This is a genomic window from Aquamicrobium sp. NLF2-7 (genome assembly GCF_022359935.1).
Classification (GTDB): Bacteria; Pseudomonadota; Alphaproteobacteria; order Rhizobiales; family Rhizobiaceae; genus Mesorhizobium; species Mesorhizobium lusatiense.
On sequence record NZ_JAKSED010000001.1, the window covers coordinates 473,870 to 492,925 of the forward strand.

21 protein-coding genes are annotated in these 19,056 nt (G+C 60.6%); 6 read left to right on the forward strand and 15 right to left on the reverse strand.

What is annotated here, in order from left to right; all coding sequences use genetic code 11:
* Positions 1–5 precede the first annotated feature (5 nt).
* From MIC97_RS02385 to moaA, 8 genes are all read right to left on the reverse strand, one after another.
* The gene (locus MIC97_RS02385) at positions 6–509 is read right to left on the reverse strand and encodes an Lrp/AsnC family transcriptional regulator (protein WP_183829922.1); all 504 of its coding nucleotides are present in this window, start codon (positions 507–509) and stop codon (positions 6–8) included.
* A gap of 173 nt (positions 510–682) precedes the next feature.
* A complete protein-coding gene (locus MIC97_RS02390; RefSeq protein ID WP_239798688.1) occupies positions 683–1,552 on the reverse strand; it encodes an NAD(P)-dependent oxidoreductase in 870 nt (289 codons plus the stop codon).
* Positions 1,553–1,613: 61 nt separating this feature from the next.
* Complete coding sequence (locus MIC97_RS02395) at positions 1,614–2,444, reverse strand: ABC transporter permease (RefSeq protein ID WP_239798689.1); 831 nt, start codon at positions 2,442–2,444, stop codon at positions 1,614–1,616.
* Positions 2,441–3,154, reverse strand: a complete 714-nt coding sequence (locus tag MIC97_RS02400) for an ABC transporter permease (RefSeq protein ID WP_183829930.1) — start codon at positions 3,152–3,154, stop codon at positions 2,441–2,443. The genes MIC97_RS02395 and MIC97_RS02400 overlap by 4 nt, the downstream gene beginning before the upstream one ends.
* Before the next feature lie 441 nt (positions 3,155–3,595).
* Positions 3,596–4,105: a molybdopterin-guanine dinucleotide biosynthesis protein B gene (gene mobB, locus MIC97_RS02405; RefSeq protein ID WP_239798690.1), complete on the reverse strand. Its 510-nt coding sequence runs from the start codon at positions 4,103–4,105 to the stop codon at positions 3,596–3,598.
* A complete protein-coding gene (gene mobA / locus MIC97_RS02410; protein ID WP_239798691.1) occupies positions 4,102–4,719 on the reverse strand; it encodes a molybdenum cofactor guanylyltransferase MobA in 618 nt (205 codons plus the stop codon). Before mobA ends, mobB begins: the two co-directional genes overlap by 4 nt.
* 14 nt (positions 4,720–4,733) lie before the next feature.
* Entirely contained in the window at positions 4,734–5,654 is a 921-nt protein-coding gene (locus MIC97_RS02415) for a DMT family transporter (RefSeq protein ID WP_239798692.1), read from the reverse strand.
* An 83-nt stretch (positions 5,655–5,737) separates the two neighbouring features.
* Positions 5,738–6,733: a GTP 3',8-cyclase MoaA gene (gene moaA / locus MIC97_RS02420; RefSeq protein WP_239798693.1), complete on the reverse strand. Its 996-nt coding sequence runs from the start codon at positions 6,731–6,733 to the stop codon at positions 5,738–5,740.
* Between the two features lie 186 nt (positions 6,734–6,919).
* On the opposite strand from moaA, the gene MIC97_RS02425 reads away from it, so the two are divergent.
* Positions 6,920–7,276 carry a DUF971 domain-containing protein gene (locus MIC97_RS02425; RefSeq protein ID WP_239798694.1) on the forward strand — a complete coding sequence of 119 codons (357 nt, stop codon included), beginning with the start codon at positions 6,920–6,922 and terminating at the stop codon, positions 7,274–7,276.
* A 58-nt stretch (positions 7,277–7,334) separates the two neighbouring features.
* Here MIC97_RS02425 and MIC97_RS02430 read toward each other — a convergent pair whose 3' ends face one another.
* Positions 7,335–7,796, reverse strand: coding sequence for a MarR family transcriptional regulator (locus tag MIC97_RS02430; protein ID WP_239798695.1), 462 nt, complete (start codon positions 7,794–7,796; stop codon positions 7,335–7,337).
* A 48-nt stretch (positions 7,797–7,844) separates the two neighbouring features.
* On the opposite strand from MIC97_RS02430, the gene MIC97_RS02435 reads away from it, so the two are divergent.
* A complete protein-coding gene (locus MIC97_RS02435) occupies positions 7,845–8,762 on the forward strand; it encodes an alpha/beta hydrolase (protein WP_239798696.1) in 918 nt (305 codons plus the stop codon).
* A gap of 22 nt (positions 8,763–8,784) precedes the next feature.
* Here the strand turns inward: MIC97_RS02435 and MIC97_RS02440 are convergent, their stop codons facing one another.
* On the reverse strand, positions 8,785–9,180 hold the full coding sequence (locus tag MIC97_RS02440) for a rhodanese-like domain-containing protein (RefSeq protein ID WP_239798697.1): 396 nt from the start codon (positions 9,178–9,180) through the stop codon (positions 8,785–8,787).
* A gap of 222 nt (positions 9,181–9,402) precedes the next feature.
* Here MIC97_RS02440 and MIC97_RS02445 point away from each other — a divergent pair, with 222 nt between their 5' ends.
* On the forward strand, positions 9,403–11,241 hold the full coding sequence (locus MIC97_RS02445) for a murein L,D-transpeptidase (protein ID WP_239798698.1): 1,839 nt from the start codon (positions 9,403–9,405) through the stop codon (positions 11,239–11,241).
* A gap of 13 nt (positions 11,242–11,254) precedes the next feature.
* Here the strand turns inward: MIC97_RS02445 and MIC97_RS02450 are convergent, their stop codons facing one another.
* Both MIC97_RS02450 and MIC97_RS02455 read right to left on the reverse strand, forming a co-directional pair.
* Positions 11,255–12,451: a GNAT family N-acetyltransferase gene (locus MIC97_RS02450; RefSeq protein ID WP_239798699.1), complete on the reverse strand. Its 1,197-nt coding sequence runs from the start codon at positions 12,449–12,451 to the stop codon at positions 11,255–11,257.
* A gap of 114 nt (positions 12,452–12,565) precedes the next feature.
* Positions 12,566–12,778 carry a DUF2842 domain-containing protein gene (locus MIC97_RS02455; RefSeq protein WP_239801005.1) on the reverse strand — a complete coding sequence of 71 codons (213 nt, stop codon included), beginning with the start codon at positions 12,776–12,778 and terminating at the stop codon, positions 12,566–12,568.
* A 254-nt stretch (positions 12,779–13,032) separates the two neighbouring features.
* On the opposite strand from MIC97_RS02455, the gene MIC97_RS02460 reads away from it, so the two are divergent.
* Positions 13,033–14,127 (forward strand): COX15/CtaA family protein, encoded by a 1,095-nt coding sequence (locus tag MIC97_RS02460; RefSeq protein WP_239798700.1) that lies wholly within the window; start codon positions 13,033–13,035, stop codon positions 14,125–14,127.
* Here the strand turns inward: MIC97_RS02460 and MIC97_RS02465 are convergent.
* Genes MIC97_RS02465 through speB form a run of 3 tightly spaced genes read right to left on the reverse strand, consistent with a single transcriptional unit; the run spans position 14,111 to position 16,924 of the window.
* Complete coding sequence (locus MIC97_RS02465) at positions 14,111–14,953, reverse strand: aminoglycoside phosphotransferase family protein (protein WP_239798701.1); 843 nt, start codon at positions 14,951–14,953, stop codon at positions 14,111–14,113. The two genes, MIC97_RS02460 and MIC97_RS02465, sit on opposite strands and share 17 nt — an antisense overlap.
* On the reverse strand, positions 14,950–15,894 hold the full coding sequence (argC, locus tag MIC97_RS02470) for an N-acetyl-gamma-glutamyl-phosphate reductase (protein ID WP_239798702.1): 945 nt from the start codon (positions 15,892–15,894) through the stop codon (positions 14,950–14,952). Before argC ends, MIC97_RS02465 begins: the two co-directional genes overlap by 4 nt.
* A 40-nt stretch (positions 15,895–15,934) precedes the next feature.
* Complete coding sequence (gene speB, locus MIC97_RS02475; RefSeq protein ID WP_239798703.1) at positions 15,935–16,924, reverse strand: agmatinase; 990 nt, start codon at positions 16,922–16,924, stop codon at positions 15,935–15,937.
* A 176-nt stretch (positions 16,925–17,100) separates the two neighbouring features.
* Between speB and MIC97_RS02480 the strand changes: the two genes are divergently transcribed.
* On the forward strand, positions 17,101–18,393 hold the full coding sequence (locus tag MIC97_RS02480) for a DUF445 family protein (RefSeq protein ID WP_239798704.1): 1,293 nt from the start codon (positions 17,101–17,103) through the stop codon (positions 18,391–18,393).
* A gap of 163 nt (positions 18,394–18,556) precedes the next feature.
* Entirely contained in the window at positions 18,557–19,054 is a 498-nt protein-coding gene (locus MIC97_RS02485; protein WP_239798705.1) for a MaoC family dehydratase, read from the forward strand.
* Positions 19,055–19,056 lie beyond the last annotated feature (2 nt).

Below are 19,056 nucleotides of genomic sequence, written 5' to 3' on the forward strand. Positions count from 1 at the left end.
GGCGATCAGGCCATTTCCGGTTTCATGCCGAGCGCTGTGCGATCCACGACTTCACGCAGCGCAAAGGAGGAGTTGATGCGCGTGACATGCGGCATCGCCGACAACCACTCCTTGTGGATGCGTTCGTAGTCCGCGAGGTCGCGGGCAGCGATGCGCAGTATGTAATCATACTCGCCCGACATCAGATGGCAGGACAGCACATTCGGGCAGCGTTTGATGGCGGCCTCGAAATCCGACAGCGTCTTTTCAAACTGCCCCGAAAGGGAGATGTGGACGATCACCGTCGTGTGATGCCCGAGCGCCGCGTTCGACAGCCGCGCATGGTACCCCCGGATCGTGCCGGAGCGCTCCAGATTGTCGAGGCGACGCGAACAGGCGGACTGTGACAGCCCGACCTTCTCGGCTAGGGCCGCATTGGGAATGCGCCCGTCCTTCTGCAACGTATCGAGAATAGCGATATCGATGCGGTCGAGTGTTGCTTTTCGTGGTTCTTGCGATGCACTTGCCATGGGATGCGATGATTAGCGGATTAAATGATACGAACAAGCAAGAAAACCGCGTGGGCACAGATAAAGCATGGTGCCGGGAAGCAAGAGCCTGTTTTGAGGAAACAACGTATTCAGGAACACCTTGAGCAGATCGCATTCTTCGGTAGAGCGCGATCTGCCTGAGTGGCAGCCTTTTATCGTTCCAGACGCGCCAGAAGCGAAGACGTATCCCAGCGATTGCCGCCCATGTCCTGCACGTCTTTGTAGAACTGGTCGATCAGGGCCGTCACCGGCAGCTTTGCGCCATTCCGGTCGGCTTCATCGAGGCAGATCCCAAGGTCCTTGCGCATCCAGTCCACTGCGAAGCCAAAATCATATTTGCCTTCGTTCATGGTCTTATGGCGGTTTTCCATCTGCCACGAGCCCGCCGCGCCCTTGGAGATGACGTCGACGACCTTTTCGATGTCCAGCCCGGCCTTCTTGCCGAAATGAATGCCTTCTGCCAGTCCCTGCACCAGTCCCGCAATCGCGATCTGATTGATCATCTTGGTGAGCTGGCCGGCGCCCGCCGGTCCCATCAGGCCAACCATTCGGGCGAAGGATTCGATCACCGGGCGAGCACGGTCGAAAGCGGCTCGCTCGCCGCCGACCATGACTGTCAGAACGCCATTCTCAGCGCCGGCCTGACCACCGGACACGGGAGCGTCGAGGAAGGAAAAACCGGCTTTATCCGCATGAGCGGCGAGTTCGCGTGCCACCTCGGCCGACGCCGTGGTGTTGTCGATGAAAACAGCACCCTTCTTCATGCTCCGGAACGCGCCTTCGGGGCCGATCGTTACCGAACGGAGATCATCGTCATTGCCGACGCAGGAGAACACAAAATCCTTGTCGCGCGCGGCTTCAGCCGGCGTGGCGGCGAACCTGCCGCCGTGCTCGGCCACCCAGCGCTCCGCTTTGGCCCCGGTCCGGTTGTAGACCGTGACGTCATGGCCTCCCTTGTTTTTCAGATGGGCGGCCATTGGATAGCCCATGACGCCCAGACCGAGGAAAGCCACTGTTGCCATTGTTCAATATCCTTTCATGCGAAGCGATGCCGTTCGCGGGCCGCGTCGATGCGTGGGAGAATCAGCGCTTGAGATGTCGTGTAATGCGTTTTTCGATCCATTCCACCGCGTGGCGCAATGTTTCAACGATCAGCAGATAGATGATCGCGGCCCAAAGATAAGACTGGAAATCGAAAGTGCGCGAATAGACGAGACGGGTCACGCCCATGAGGTCGTACACGGTGATGATGGCGACGATGGCCGACCCTTTGATCATCAGGATCAGCTCGTTGCCGTAGGGACGCAGCGCAACGATCAGTGCCTGAGGCATGATGATCTTGCGCAGCGTTACCAGCCGCGGAAGACCAAGAGAGTTCGCGCCCTCCCATTGGCCCTTCGGCACGCTGGCTATGGCGCCGCGCAGGATTTCCGCCTGATAGGCTGCGGTGTTGAGCGAAAAGGCGAACAGGGCGCAATTGAAAGCGTCGCGAAAGAAGAACCACAGGCCGACCGCCTCGAACTGCGCGCGGAAGGAGCCGACCCCGTAGTAGATCAAGAAGGCCTGTGCCAGCAGCGGCGTGCCGCGGAAGAAATAGACATAGGCATAGGCGAGGGTTGCAATAAACGGATTGCGCGAAGTGCGCGCATAAGCGATCGGCACCGACAGCACCGCGCCGATCACGACGGACAGCCCGACCAGTTTGAGCGTGACCCAGACGCCGGAGACATAGCTGGGCGCATAACGCCAGAACATGTCTGGTTTCCACGCAGACACCAGATACGCGATCAGGCCGATGAAAACCACGATCCACAGCGATACGAGCGCATAGCCGATGATGCGCTGGCGCGGCCATCCGTGTGCAGGCGGTGGCGGACGCAGCACTTCTTTGGTGCTCCTGCTCGTCATGATCATCGCTGCACCTCCTGGCGGCCGACACGACGCTCGATCAGGCCGATGCCGATGGAGGAGATGATGGCGAGGCCGAGATAGATCAGCGTCGCGAGACCGAAGAAGAGAAATGCCTGCTTGCTCACCCGCGCCGCGACGCCTGCCTGCCGCAATATGTCGGTAAGCCCGATGGCCGAAACCAGCGACGTATCTTTCAGCAGGATGAGCCAGAGATTGGCGAGGCCGGGCAGGGCAATGCGGATAAGCTGCGGCACAACGACAAGCCGCATGGTCTGGAACTTCGACAGGCCGATTGCATATCCGCCTTCATACTGGCCCTGAGGGATGGCCCTGAATGCGGAAAGGAACACTTCGCTGGCATAGGAAGAAAACACCACGCCAAGCGCGATCATTCCCGATACGAAGCTGTTCACCTCCACGCTGGCGCCGGGGCTGAAGAACTTCACAACCTGCTGGATGCCGATCTGGGCACCGTAGAAGACCAGAAACAGCGTCAGCAATTCGGGCAGGCCGCGGAAGATGGTCGTGTAGATGTTGGCTGCCAGCCTGAGCGAGCGCTCCTGTGACTGCTTGGCAACCGCGATCAGAAAACCGATCAGCAATCCGAGCGGCAGAGTGGCCAGAGCAAGGCTGACAGTGATGAAAACACCATAGGCAATCTCGTCCAGCCAGCCTTCCGGCCCCCAACTGAGCAGCGTCCAAACGCTTTGCATTATCCCGCCATGCCTGCTGTTTGAATGGTCTGTTATCATGCCAGCCGGATCGAAGCCGGCAAACATATCTCGAAGTGTCAGCAGGCTTGCCCGGTTTCCGTTTCAGGGAAGTGAGCACGCCTGCTGATGAAGCTCAATAAGCCGGATACAACAAGAGGAAACCAGCGGCGGGCCTGTCTACGACTGCCTGAAGCGTATTTCCGGCTGCTACGGGACAGCTTTCGTCTGCTGAGGCAACCGGCACAGTTTCCATAAATCGCATAGTGTTCCCTATCGTTATTGTGAATGCCTGTCCGGCATCTTCGCGTGGCTCTCGCGGCCGCTGGGTGGCAAGATATTCCCATTGTTTTTGCTGGAAAAGCAACCGCTAAAACCAGTGATGCAGATTGCAGCGCAACACGTTGAGGGGCGGTTCGGAGACATGCTGCAGGGAGGCAGGCGTCAAGGCTTGAGGCCGGTAACTTTCTCAATGAAGCTCGCGATAGCCGGGATGTCGTCGATGCCGAATACCGGCAGTGTCTCGCCGGGCTGGGGATGATCTGCGGCGATGGCCACGATGTTGGGATCGTTTATGGAAAGCGGTGTGTGGTCGCGCGCACCGCGTCGGCGTGCCTCGATCTTGAGCTGCGATTCGCGCTTGTAGCCCTCGACAAGCACGAGGTCGCATTCTGCCAGCCGTTCGAGAATGTCATCGAGCGATGGCTCCTCTTCTCCGGCCAGCTCGTGCATCAATGCCCAGCGCTGGCCCGATACGATGGCGACTTCACCTGCACCGGCGGCGCGGTGGCGATAGCTGTCGGTCCCTTCCTTGTCGATGTCGAAGCCGTGATGTGCGTGCTTAACGGTGGAGACTTTCCAGCCGCGGCCGACGAGTTCCGCCACAAGCCGTTCCGTGAGGGTCGTTTTCCCGGAATTCTTCCATCCGGTAATACCAAAGACACGGTGTTTCATGCGCTGCCTTCTTCGACGATCCGTTCCGCCTCGGCAAGATTTTCCGGCGTATTGATGTTGAAGAAGGGATCGCTCCCGCCATCGGACTGGAAATCCACCGCAACGCTGGACTGCGCCTCAATGAAGCCGAACACCCTGCGCCCGCCCTGAAGCAGATAGGATCGCAGCGACGAGGCCATGGTCTTGGGCCAAAGGGCAAATGTCGGGTGGTCACGCTCACCGGCGCGCGCAACGGCGATCGTATCTTCTGTGGTATCGGCAGCAAGGGCGAGGCGGCTAACCAGATCACGGGGAAAGAACGGCGTATCGCCAGCGACAGTGACCAGCGCGCGGACCGAATCCTGCTTCTCTATCCATTCCAGGCCGGCCAGAACGCCTGCCAGCGGCCCAACATAGCCTTCAATGGTGTCGGGCAATATGGGCAGGCCGATCTGAGAAAAACGGTTCGGATCGCCGTTGGCGCTCAGGCCGAGCATGGCGACCTGCGGCCGGATACGTTCAATCACATGGCGCAGAATTGGCTTGCCGGACAATTCCAGCAGGCATTTGTCGCCGCCGCCCATGCGGCTCGACAATCCACCAGCCAGGATGATGCCTGCAATGTTCTGCACCATGGTTTTCAGCTGTCCTATATGCCGTCGGGTCCCATGCTGGGGCCGGCGCTCTTGGCCGCGGTCTCGTATCGGCCGACCGTGCGCTCGCGGTAAAGCGTATAGAGGCCGGAGGCGACGATGATCGTTGCGCCGAGAATCATCAGCATATCCGGCAGTTCGGAAAAAATGATGATCCCAAGCAGGATGGATGACAAAAGCGAGGTGTAGCGGAAGGGGGATATGAACGACACATCGCCCACCCGCATGGCCATGATGATGAAATGATAACCGAGCAGCAGGAGCATGGCGCCCAGCGCCATCAGTGCCAGATTGCGGGGTTCTATTGGCGTCCAGCCGCCCATCGGCGCGAGGAGAAGTGCGCCCGTGGCCATGACCACGATCGACGTGACCGTGGATACGAGCAGGGTCGGGATATTGTCGGGCAGCTTGCTGGTGGCCAGATCGCGCACCGTGCAGCAGAACACGCTGGCAAGCGCATAGAAGGAATAGGAGCTGAAGCCTTCATATCCGGGGCGGACGGTGATCACCACGCCTATGAAGCCGGCGCATATCGCTATCCAGCGCCTCCAGCCGACAGTTTGTCCGAACGCCAGCGCCGCCCCCATGGTCACAGCCAGCGGCAGGGCCTGCAGGATGGCTGACACGTTCGCAATAGGCAATTGGGACAGCGCCATAAGAAAGGTGACGGTTGCTGCGACTTCACTGACGGCCCGCAGTGCGACCAGCGGTTGAAGCAGCAGGCGCATCTGTGAGAACGCACCGCTTCGCCAACTTATGAGCGTGATTGTCGTTGATGCGAAAATTCCGCGCACGAGCATAACTTGCGCCAGATTCATGGATTCTGACATCAGCTTGGTGATGGCGTCGTTGATGGTGAAGCCGATCATCGCGACGACCATGTAAAGCGCGCCGCGCATGTTGTCAGAAAGATTCAAGAAACCGGCCCCCTCATACTCCCGCGCCCACGCTAGCAGGCGTTGCCGGCACGGCAATGGCCCATGAGGGGGAAACTTACCGGTCAGCCACCGGTAACGCTCATGTGTCGGGAAACAGAGGGACGGTTGGTGCGGCGGTCGATGATGAAATCATGCCCCTTCGGCTTGCGGCCGATGGCTTCATCGATAGCGGCGGAAAGCAACTCATTGCCCTCCGAAGCGCGAAGCGGTGCGCGCAAATCCGCTGCGTCGTCCTGACCGAGGCACATATAGAGGGTGCCGGTGCAGGTGAGGCGCACGCGGTTGCAGCTTTCGCAGAAATTATGGGTCATCGGCGTGATGAAGCCCAGCCTTCCGCCTGTTTCGGCTACCTCTACATAGCGGGCAGGGCCGCCGGTCTTGAATGGAATGTCGGTGAGCGTGAACTGACGTTCAAGCTGCGCGCGCAGAACCGAAAGGGGCAGATACTGGTCAGTGCGGTCTGCCTCTATCTCGCCCATCGGCATGGTCTCGATGACGGTCATGTCCATGCCGCGCCCATGCGCCCAGCGCAGCATGCCAGGCATTTCGATGTCGTTGAAGCCACGCAGCGCCACGGCGTTTATCTTGACCTTCAGGCCGGCGGCCTGCGCGGCATCTATGCCGGCCATGACCTTTTCCAGGTGACCCCAGCGCGTGATCGCATGGAATTTTTCCGCGTCGAGCGTATCCAACGACACGTTGATGCGGCGCACGCCGGCATCCGCCAGTTCACCGGCGAAGCGCGACAATTGCGAGCCGTTGGTCGTCAAAGTCAGTTCTTCAAGGGCGCCGCTTTTCAGATGTCGCGAAAGCTCGCGCACCAGATGCATGATGTTCTTGCGCACCAGCGGCTCGCCACCGGTAAGTCGTAGCTTACGCACTCCCTTTTCGATGAAGACGGTGCAGAGCCGGTCCAGTTCCTCCAGCGACAGCAGATCCTTTCGCGGCAGGAATGCCATGTCCTCGGCCATGCAGTACACGCAGCGGAAATCGCAGCGGTCTGTAACCGATATGCGAAGATAGCTGATATGGCGACCGAAGGGGTCGATCATGTCCATTGCGCATTCCCATCTTCCGCTCGCGCGGCAGTTCTCGTGGCCGGTGCAGGCGTTATATACTCCTATGTGATACGAAGCGGCTTGCCATTCAAGGTGAATTGGCTTGCCTGCGGGACTTAATCTTCAGCTGTGGCGGGCCGTGCGCGGTTATTGTAGACGGATGCGTCCCAAAGGAGAGAGGCTGCCATGACCGCCCCATCGGAACTCAGGGTCTCGAAGGACCGCAAAACGCTGTTCGTGACATTTCCGGGCGCGGAACCGATCGAGCTGCCAGCGGAGATGCTGCGGGTGCTGTCGCCTTCAGCCGAAGTGCAGGGACACTCGCCCGAGCAGCGTGTCACGGTTCCCGGCAAGCGCGAAGTGACAATCACCCGCATCGATCCTGTCGGCAACTATGCCGTCCGCATCACCTTCGACGATTTCCACGATACCGGGATCTTTACATGGATCTATCTTGCCGAACTCGGCCGGGAAAAGGAAACCCGCTGGCAGGCTTATCTGGACGAACTCGCCGCGAAAGGGCTTTCTCGCGACAGGAGATAGTCGAAATCATTGATTATCAGTATGTTGATTATGATTCTTCACGTTTTCAAGGAAGAGTTCAGCCTTCTCGGGCCTTATCCAGAACCTCGGTGATACGCCGCATCTGGTCGCCCATCATGTCGCAATGTTCCGGCGAGGTTCCGGCCATCGCGATCTCGATGAGCCCCGTGTAGATCCTGAGCGATTCCATGAGCAGGGCCGTGCCGTCTTCGGTCAGGGAAAGGCGCAGGATTCGCTTGTCCTTCGGGTCGCCTTCGCGCCGCACCAGCCGGCGCTTTTCAAGCTGCGGCAACAGCATCGTGATGTTGGAGCGGCCGACGAGCAGCTTGCGCGCCAGGTCGTGCTGCGACATGCCGGGATGGCGATAAAGGTTCATCAGCACGTCAAGCTGGGCAGGCTTCAGGTCGAGCGGGGCCAGCCTGGCAGCCAGCGTGCGTTCCAGCGCATGACACGCGCGTGCCACCGCCACCCAGTTGCGAAAGCGGGGGTTGTCCCAAGGAAGCTCTTGTTTATTGTTCATTCTTGAACTATCATTGTTCATCATTGAACCAGTTTTGGATTTTGCACTATGGCACCAATTCAGCCGAAGGTCATCCGGTGCATGTTCGGTATCGGTGAGCGAGTGGCTCCCGGTCTCACTGGCCGCGCCGCTTTTGCACTGTTTTCGAGAACACCCAACCCCGGCAAGCTGACCGCGGGTGAGAGCAGGGCGGTGAGCAGTGCCGCCGGGTTCATGCAGGAGGCGCGCAACCATATGCTGGAAACGCGCACGGGTCGCGTGGCGGCTTATGAATTCAGCCCTGAGCCTTCATCGCCCGGACAGGATACGGTTCTGGTCGTGCACGGCTGGCGTTCGCGCACTGAATATATGCGATGGCTCATCGCCGGTTATCGCGATGCCGGTTACCGGGTGGTGTCGCTCGATCTGCCGGGGCATGGGCGGTCAGAAGGGCGCAAGCTCACCATGTTCAATGCGCTCGATACCGTAAGGGCGGCCTCTGAACGTTTCGGCTCGTTCGCCGCGGTTGTCGGCCATTCCTTTGGCGGGGCCGTTGCCTTGAATGCCATAGCCGGTTCCATTCCGGGCATTGCGCCTTTGTCGGCTAAGCGCCTTGTGCTGGTTGCCGCTCCGAATTCGATTCCCGCTGTGTTTGAAGGTTTTAGCCAGGCTCTCAATGTCGGACCGAGATCGCAAAGTGCGATGTCGCAGCGCCTGCATCGGATGGCCGGTCGCCCGCTCAGTGATTTCATCGGCGACCGGCAACTGGCGCAATTACAGGTGCCCACGCTTGTCGTGCATGCGCCGGATGATCGCGAGGTTCCTGCCGAACAGGCGCAGGCCTTCACGAAGGCCGGTCCGCATGTGCAGATCTACTGGGCGGAAGGGCTGGGACACAGGCGGATCCTCGCCGATCCGTCGGTTGTCGAACGGTCGGTGGATTTCGTCGCCCGCGCGGAGCCCGTACCTGTCGCGCTGGCAAACTGACGCTCAGGTTCTGGCCTGATGATCAGGCTTTTGTCGGGGCTGGCTCGACCGGCAGTCCTGCCTTTTTCCACGCCCCGAAACCGCCTTCGATGTGCTTGACCGGCTCCAGTCCCATATCCTGCGCGGTCTTGGCCGCCAGAGCGGAACGCCAGCCGCCGGCACAGAAAAACACGAAGGTGTTTCCGGTTGCGAAGAATGGCTTGTGATACGGGCTTTCCGGGTCGATCCAGAATTCCAGCATGCCGCGCGTGCAATGCCGCGCGCCGGGAATGTTGCCCTCCCGCTCGATCTCGCGCGGGTCGCGCAGATCGACGAACGTGATTCCGTCCGACGATAGAAGCTCGGCGGCGGCCTCGGGCGAAATGGCTTCCACCTCGGCATTGGCCTCGTCCAGCAAGGCGCGGAAACCCTTCTTCATGCAAATCTCCTCCCGAATGGGCATCAGTCTGGATTGATGGCACAGCAAGCCGGTGCTGGCCACCCATGTCCGGATGTCAGATAAACAGGAATTTCAGATAAATTTAACCAAATCGCCGTGAATCATTATAGTCGCGAACAGGCGCCGGGCTGCTCTCGCAGTTTGGCGCCGCGGTGATGTTGTCAAAGCAGGTGGTCATTCATGCAGCGATCGGGAACACGGATGCGGCTTGTTCCGGCATGTCTGGTTGGGGCCGGTCTTCTGCTGGCAGCTTCGCCGGCAAATGCCCAGAACCTGCTGGACATGCTGTTCGGAGGTCCGGCCAGACGCCATTCCGCCCCGTTGCAGGGTGAGTTTCCGCCGCCGCCGAAGCCCAGACAGGCTGCCCCGATCACCAAAATATCGAGCCCGGGCTACAACACCTACAAGGCCGACAAGCTGACGCGCGTGGATTTTTCCGTGCTGACTGAAGCGCCGCAAAAAGCCTCGTTCACGCCGGTAGCGGGAAAGAACGATTTTCGTCAGGCTCTTGCGGGCCTCGAAGGCTATAATCTGCTGGCCGAGCCGGCCATAGCGAAGGCCCTGATCGAGCATTACAGCGCGCATCCGGATTTTATCTGGATCTCGAATGACGCCATTGATGACAAGGCCCGCGAAGCCATCCGCGTGCTGGGCGAGGCGGAGAGCCATGGCTTCTCGCCTGCCGACTATTCCGTCGCGGTTCCGGTGGTGGAAGCCGGCGCCGACGAGGCCGCGCGGCGGGCCGATCTGATCCGTTTCGAGATGGCGCTGTCGGCAAGGGCGCTGCGATATGTGCGGGATGCACGACAGGGGCGTGTGCAGCCGAATCGCATTTCCGGTTATTACGATTTTCCGGAAAAGCCTATAAATCTGAAGGGTGTACTCGGAATTCTTTCCAACACGCGCGAGGTGCGCGCCTATCTGGAATCACGGCATCCGCAAAATCCGGAATATGAGGCGCTGAGGGTCGAGCTTGAGACGCTTGAGGCGAGCGCGGAAAACGAGATCCTCGTCGATCCAGCATTGCTGTTGAAGCCGGGCCAGTCCAGTCCTGAACTGCCGAAGCTGCTGACGCTGATCGGGCGCGGGCATCTCACCGATGACATGCGCGCCAGCTATGGCGAGACGATCGCGCGGCTGGGCGGCGGCGAAACCTACGGTCCCGAGCTGGTGCCGCTGTTCAGGGAAGTCCAGAAAAATGCGGGGCTGAAGCCGGATGGCGTCATCGGATCGCGCACTGTGGCTGCGCTGGCGGGCGAATCAAAGGCCAGCCGGCAGGAAAAGGTGCGGATCGCGATGGAGCAGATCCGCTGGCTGCCTTCCGATCTCGGGAGCCCGCGCGTGTTCATCAACCAGCCCGCATTCACGGCCAGCTATATCGAGGGCGGCGAGGAGAAGCTGAAGACGCGAACCGTCATTGGCGGAACCGGCAACCAGACCAGCTTCTTCTTCGACGAGATAAAGCAGGTGGATTACAACCCTTACTGGGGCGTTCCGCAGTCCATCATCGTCAATGAGATGCTGCCGAGGCTGCGCAACGATCCCGGCTACCTCGACCGCGCGGGCTACGAAGTCACCGATTCCAAGGGAAAGCGCATCCCTTCCTCTTCGATCAACTGGTCGCAATATGGTGGAAAGGTTCCGTTCAACGTGCGGCAGGCGCCCAGCGAGGCCAATGCGCTTGGCGAACTCAAGATCCTGTTTCCCAACAAGCACGCCATCTACATGCATGACACGCCGCAAAAATCTTACTTCGAGCGTGACATGCGCGCCCTGAGCCATGGCTGCGTGCGTTTGCAGGACCCGCGCGGCATGGCCGCCGCCGTGCTCGGCACCTCGGTGGAGCATGTGGCCGAAAAACTCGGCAAGGGGCATTCCACCGAGAAGGTGACGCGCAGGATTCCCGTCTATGTCGCGTACTTCACCGCCTGGCCCGACATGGCTGGCAAGGTGGAATATTTCGGCGACGTCTATGGGCGTGATGCGCGATTGCGTCAGGCGATCGAAGCAACCGAGGCAGTGCGCAAGCCCGCCAGCTGATCGCTATGGCCAGCTAATCGCTATTCTTCTTCGCCGGCCGCCCGGCCAGTATCCGGCGCATGTTTTTCAGCAGCGGCCACAGCGTCGGGCTCTGCTTGAGGCGTGTCTTGAGGCGGACCTTCTGCCTGTGGATGAATGCGTAGGCCTTGCCGGCGGCTGTCAGCGGGATCAGCGTTTCCAGATAGCGGATTTCGGTATCGCACCATTGCCGCTTGTAGGGTTCGTCGCCGATGGAAAAATCATAGATCGTGAAACCCTGTTCGCTCGCTTCCCGGATATTGTCGAAGAACAGGAAGTTGCCGGGGCTCAGATGACGGAGCTCATCTTCCGAGATAGAGCCGAACTCGCAGATCAGTCGATTTCCGCAGCGGCTCGACCCGGTGATGGCGCGCAGCTTTCCGGCCACTTCGAGCCCGTGCAACACGAAAGGCGGGGAGGGCTCCCGAAGCGAGTCGGCAAACAGGTTACGAAAGAACGCACGCACATCGGGCAGCGCAAAGACATCGGTAATACCCATGCTGGCAAAGCGGGCCGCCTTCATCTCGAAAAAGGCGTCAAGAAGCCTGTCCACGTCCTCTGAACTCGTCGCCTCGATACGCCGGCAGGTGCCCGCGGCCGCGAATTTGCGTGCCTGTGAGCGGTATCTCTTGTGTTTGCCCCGGCCTTCCGGGCAGGCGATCATCGCTTCGAAGCCGCCGAAGAGGTTCACGGCCAGCGAAATATCGGGGCTGTCGAACGGGCGAAGCGCACGCAGCGGATTGGGTCGGGATAGGGGCATTGCATCGCTTGCCGGGAGAAGCCGGTCGAGCAGCACAACGTCGATTGCCGGGCGGAAGCCGGCCAGCGCATCGAACAGCGCGGCAAATGCCGCGGGGCTCGCGTGATCGAGCCAGGCGGGGTCGGTCGCCGGAAAATTGCCGTTGGCATGACAGCCGCCCATGAATCTTGCAATCCGCAGCGGCCCAAGGGCGACCATCTCCAGAGCCAGCGCAAACACCGGGCGCCCGTCAACGTTCAGTGTGGCTATGATGCTGGTGTCCGGATGGTGCCGGCTCCAGTTCCGTACCCACAGCCGTCCCTGCGACGGTGCATGAACAGCCACGTCGCAAAGTTGCTCATAATCGCGAAGAGTGCTCTCCGAGGCCAGCGAGACGGAAGCGGTTTCCCTCTGAGGCTGGCCATCCCTGCTGAATGGCGCTGCTGCGTCCATCAGTTCCCCGTCCCTGTTCGCGTCACCATTCTGCACGCAATGCAGGCAATCAATGCACGAAATGTTGAAGAACCGGGAAACCGGCTTGGCAAGCGGAGCAGCGAGGAATGAGCGTCAGCTCCGTTTGGGTTCGCTGACCATCCATTTTATGATGACCATTGCCGGCAGGATCCAGACGAGGCCACCGATCAGGAAGAACAAGAGATGTGCGACTGGGCCGGATTGCGAGAGCTGCGCGACCGCGATCATCGTGGCAAGCAGGGAATAGACCACGACGAGAAGCACCAGAAGAATCGTTCCGATCAGCTTTTTGAGGCGAACTGGCATCTGGTCGTCCTTTCCGTTGCATTCGCATAGGCCCTGCAGGAAGCTGACGCAAGATGAAGTGGCGCGACGGCGTGCCGCGCCGCCCGGTCTTGCCAGCCAACGCGCCATGGTCCACCAATCCGCCGCCTGGGTACGGTGATGCGCGTCGTCGTCGACACGCCACCAGAGCCTCGACGTTTTGACTGGCCATCGGAACAGGCTGGAAGCCGGTTCGATTTTTCTGTCCGATGCGCTGAAACTGCTGGAGAGACGCAATGGCTGTCGACGCCGATTACGCATCTGCCTTGCCTGACCGGAAACGCCTCTTGCGAAACCGGGCGCAGGTGCGTTTCTGGCTCTACAGCATTCTGGTGGTGCTGTTCGCGCTGATCCTTGTCGGCGGTGCCACGCGCATGACGGGTTCCGGCCTGTCGATCACCGAATGGAAGCCCATTCATGGCGTCATTCCGCCGCTCAATGTGGAGGAATGGCAGGAAGAGTTCCTGAAATACCAGCAGATTCCCCAATATGAGAAAATCAACCATGGCATGAGCCTCGATGAGTTCAAGACCATCTTCTGGTGGGAATGGGCGCACCGGCTTCTGGCCCGTGGCGTCGGCTTTCTGTTCGCCATTCCGCTGATCTTCTTCTGGGCAACGCGGCGGGTGGAGCGCGGGCTGACGCCGAAGCTGATCGGCATACTCGCTCTGGGCGGACTTCAGGGCGCAATTGGCTGGTGGATGGTCGCGTCGGGACTGGTCGAGCGGGTCAATGTCAGCCAGTACAGGCTCGCCACGCATCTGACGCTGGCCTCGCTGATATTCATGGCCACGATGGTGGTGGCGCGCGGACTGGCGCCGCACTCGCAGGGCGCTGCAGACCGCGAAACCCAGCGGATGGCCGGCATCCTCGTTCTGCTGATCATGGTGCAGATCTATCTCGGCGGTCTGGTCGCCGGGCTGCATGCGGGACTGAGCTACACGACATGGCCGCTGATGGACGGCAGGATCATCCCCGGCGACCTGCTGATCCTGGAGCCGGTGTGGCGCAATTTCTTTGAAAGCCCCAAGACCGTGCAGTTCGTGCACCGCATCGGCGCCTATACGCTGTTCGTGGTGGCGCTGTGGCACATGATATCCACCGGGCGACGCCTTCCGAGCACCACGCATTCGCGTCGCGCCGTATTCCTGTTCATTCTGGTGCTGATACAGGCCATCATCGGCATCGCGACGCTGGTTCTGGAAGTGCCGATGCATGTGGCCCTGACGCATCAGGGATTCGCGCTGGTGGTGCTGGGCTTCGCCGCCGCGCATTGGCGCGGCACCAGGGGCGCTTACCCGCTGCCCGGCGAGGTCAGAACCGTTTCCTGACCTCGCGGACCGCAGAGGCGACAGACAGTTCCCGGTTTTCGTCGGCTGCATTGTCGTCGCCATGATGCCATGCGGCCGAGAGGCAGCCATAGGCGAAGGCATGGTCGAGAAGCCGGCGGGGATCCTGCCGCATGGCCTGCGCAAGCTGGCCGGCCATGCGCCCGATGCGTTCGGGGTCGAGGCACAGATCGTCCCGTTCCAGCGGGTTGAAAAACAGGTTTGCGGCATCGAAGCCGGGTTCGCCCAACACGCCCTTCGGGTCTATGGCGAGCCAGCCGCGCGGCCCTTCCAGAATATTTTCGTGATGCAGGTCGCCATGCAGCGGGCGCACGTCGCTTGCGGTGTCGAGAAGCCGCTGCGCCAGTTCCGCCGCCTGCACATAGATCGAGTTGATGCCGGCTGCGCGATCCTGTTTTGCCTTGGTAAACAAGGCTTCATAACGCTCGGCCAGCGGCTGCAACTCCGGCGGAGCAGGGTGCGCGCCGGGTGCATGCAGACGGACAATGATGTCGGCTGCGATGTCGGTGGCTGCCGGATCGCCCTGAACGTCGAGCACATCGGTCAGATGTCGCTCGCCGGCATATTCGATCAGCATCCGATGCCCGTCCTGATCGATCAGGCGGACAAGCCCGACGCCATTGCGCCAGGCAAGCAGATATGCGCCGCGCAACTCGTCGTCCACATCGTCAAAGGGCTTGAGGTCCTTGACGACGGCAATCGAACCGTCGCCAGACGTGATCTTCCAGACGCGGCTGCTGAACGTATCCGCGATCAGCCGCGCCGTTCTGATGTTCCAGCGATCCGGAAATGCCGGCGTCTGTGTCAAACGCCCTTGCCTGTCATCGGGCCGATCATCAGGTCGAGATTCTGCACGGCAGCACCCGACGCGCCCTTGCCGAGATTGTCGTAGACGGCAATCAGAAGGGCCTGTGCGCGGTCGTCATTGGCGAAGACATAGACCTTCATCCTGTTGGTGCCGTTGTAGCGCTCCGGATCGATGTCCGGAACGCGCTCGACCTGCTCGTAAGGCGCGACTTCCACCACGGAGCCCGGAATGGCCGCGTAGTGGTCGGCGATGGCTGCGTGCAGCTCTGCACCGCTCGGAATGTAATCCAGCGTTCCCAGTTGCAGCGGCACGACGGTGATCATGCCCTGAGCGAAATTGCCGATCGCCGGTTGCAGGATCGGATCGCGGCTGAGGCGGCCATAGGTCCTGATCTCGGGAATATGCTTGTGCTGAAGCGAAAGCCCGTAGGGAAAGAATTCGCAGGCGCTTTCGCCCTTTGCCTCATAATCCTCGATCATGGTGCGGCCGCCGCCGGAATAGCCGGTGATGCCGTTGATGGTGACCGGGAAATCGGCGGGCAGCAGCTCTGCCTCCACCAGCGGCCGCAGCGTGGCGATCGGGCCCTGCGGCCAGCAACCCGGATTGGCGACGCGCTTTGCCGTGGCTATGCGGGCCGGCTGGTCCTTGTTCAGTTCAGCGAAACCGTAGTCCCAGCCTTCGGCCACCCGGTGGGCGGTCGAGGCATCTATGACGCGCGTGGTGTCGTTGGCAATCAGCGACACGCTTTCGCGCGCCGCATCGTCCGGCAGGCACAGGATGGCGATGTCGGCGGCGTTGAGATACTCCGCGCGCGCTTCCTTTTCCTTGCGGCGTTCGGTGGGCACGGAAATGATGTCAAGATCGCCGCGCCCGGCCAACAGCGTGCGGATCTGGAGCCCGGTGGTGCCGTGTTCGCCATCAATGAAGATTTTCGGTTTCATTCCTGTGTGCCTGCCCGTATCCGCCTGAATGCCGGCAGGACTAAATGTCCTGCCCGTGATGGATGTTGTTTGCGACGTTGTCCTGTTTAGCCTTCCGTTCCGCCAGCAAGCCGAGATAGTGCATGGCGATCATGGAACCGGCGATAGAGGTAATATCGGCATGGTCGTATGCTGGCGCAACCTCTACGACATCGGCACCTACGATGTCGACCTGTCCGAGCTTGCGCAGGGTGGAGAGCATGCGCGCGGAGGACGGCCCGCCGGCGACCGGCGTTCCTGTTCCGGGCGCATAGGCCGGATCGAGGCAATCGATGTCGAACGTCAGATAGGTCTTGCGGCCGCCCGTGCGTTCCACGATCGCGTAGGCGATCTCGGCGGCGCGCATTTCCTCCACCTCATAGCCGTGCAGGATCTTGATGCCGAACGTTTCCGGCGCATGGGTGCGGATGCCGATCTGGATCGAGCGGTCCGGGTCGATGATGCCTTCCTTCACCGCGCGGCCGACGAAGGAACCGTGATCGATACGCTTGCCGTCATCGGGCCAAGTGTCCTGATGCGCATCGAACTGCACCAGCGCCAGCGGACCGTGAATGGCGGCATGCGCCTTCAGCAGCGGCCATGTGATGAAATGATCGCCGCCCAGCGTAAGCAGGAAGGCGCCCGATTTCAGGATTTTTGCGGCCTCACGCTCGATTGTGGCCGGCGTTCTATTGTGGTTGCCGCTGTCCAGCAGACAATCGCCATAGTCCACCACGGCCAGATCCTCGAACAGATCGCGCGAGAACGGATATTGCGGGTCGTTGTCGAGTATGGCCGAGGCGCGACGGATGGCCTGCGGTCCGAATCGCGCCCCGGGGCGGTTGGTGACGGCGGCATCGAAGGGAATGCCCCACACCACCGCATCGGCGCCCGACACGTCCTTGGTGAATTTGCGTCGCATGAAGGACAGCGCGCCCGCATAGGTGGGATCGGAAGCGGCGCCCCGCCTGGTGCGCGCCGTGAAAGCGTGGTCGATTGTCCTCGAAGACATGCTTGCTCCTTGAACTTCTTTTTCGCAGTGCAACAACTACAGAAACGAAGTGCAACTTGCCAGCGCCTCGGTTGTTTAGGGTGCAGACACGATTTGTGAAAGATTGCCCCTCTACCCTTTGCCTGCCGCCCGCCGGCAGGCGCACGCAAGGCGGGAAAAAACGGAACCCTGAAGCGATGACAAATCCCACAGCAGATATTTTGCGCGATGGTCCGGTTACGGAGGAGGCGGCGAAGATCGCTGCCCTGCGGCGCACGAAATTCGTGGCCGCCATGGCCCTGCTGTTTTGCGTGGCGCTGTTTGCCGTTGCGAAGCTTCTGCAACCGGCCTATCCGGCGATGGGCTTGGTTGCCGCTTTCGCTGAAGCGGCAACCATTGGCGGGCTGGCCGACTGGTATGCGGTAGTTGCGCTGTTCCGGCGGCCGCTTGGGTTGCCGATCCCGCACACGGCGATCATTCCTTCCAATCAGACCCGCATTGCCGACAATCTCGGCCGGTTCATTGAGGTCAATTTCCTGGCGCCCGGACCGGTTCGCGAGAAACTGAAGGAGGTGGATTTCGCGGCACTCGTCGCGGACTGGCTGGCGGACGAAAAACGCTCGGCCGGCCTGTCGCGATTTGTCGGCCGGCTGGTGCCGCAGATGCTTGCCGCCGTCGAGCAATCCGGACTGCGGGATTTCGTCGGCAAGCGCCTGGTAGACGAACTGGAGAAGGTGAAGGTGGCGCCGCTCGCCGCAGACCTTCTGTCCGCCTTCACCCATGATCGGGGCCACCAGAAGCTGTTCGATGAACTGGTGCGGGCCGTTTCGGGCTTTCTCGCCGATGAGCGGGCGCTGGAAGCCATGCGCGAAAAGATTCGCGCCGAATTGCCGACGCTTTTCAACCTATTCCGCGCGGACGCTTATCTTCTGAAGAAAATCGTGGCTTCCGCGGTGACCCTTCTGGAGGATGTGCAGGCCGACCCGGCGCACCCGCTGCGCGACGAGTTCGACCGCTTCGTCGAGGGTTTCATCGTTCGCCTGAAAACGTCCGGGGACTATGCCGAGCGCGCGGAGAAGCTGAAGCGGGATTTGCTGGCGCGGCCCGAGATGCGCGGACTGATCTCCACCATGTGGGCCAGCCTGCGCGATTTCATCGAGCAGGGGGCGGACGGCAAGGGAGGGGCGATCCAGTCGCATCTGACCAACATGTTTGTGGAGATCGGGCGCCATCTGGCCGAAGATCCCAAGGTAAAGGCGGATATGAACGCTGGCTTCGTCGTGGCGCTCGCCGCATTCGTGGAAAGCCAGAAGAGTGGCGTGTCGACCTTCATCGCCGATCAGGTCAAACGCTGGGATCTGGCGCAGCTTACCCGCCTGATCGAGATCAACATTGGCAGGGACCTGCAATATATCCGTTTCAACGGCATGATCGTCGGAGGTATTGCCGGCATAGCGCTTTATGTGTTCGAGAGTATTTTTCTTTCATAGGGCAACCAAATCCATCCGTATGGTTTTAGAAGAATCTGATTCTTCGGGAGTTCGATCTTCCGGAATGGATCGATAGATTCTACGGCGTTTCCAAAATTGCCACACTGAAGCGCTTATAGTAGCCATAACCGGATTTGATGAAGGCATATGCTGGAAAGGCGGAATGGACAGACGGCCACCGACATTCGATGAACTGAAGACCATGATCGGTCAGGAGCTTGGCGTTTCCGGCTGGACGGTTGTGGACCAATCGCGGATCGACCAGTTCGCCGATTGCACGGGCGATCGCCAGTGGCTGCATACGGATCCCGAGCGCGCGAGGCGGGAAAGCCCGTTGCGCGTCACCATCGCCCATGGCTATCTTACGCTGTCGATCATCGGAGCGCTGTGCCATGATCTCGGCGCGATCCCGGAAAACACGCAGGCGGCATTCAATTACGGGCTCGACGAGGTGCGTTTTCTCGCGCCGGTGCGGGTCGGCTCCCGTGTCCGCCTGCGCGCGACCTTGCTTTCCATGGAAGACAAGGCGCCGGGGCAGTATCTGATGAAGTTCCTCAACACCATCGATATCGAGGGCGAGGAAACACCGGCACTCACCGCAGAAACACTTGTGATGTTCTATGAGAGGCGCCGAAAGCCGCGCCGGCGCCCTTCATCGTAGCG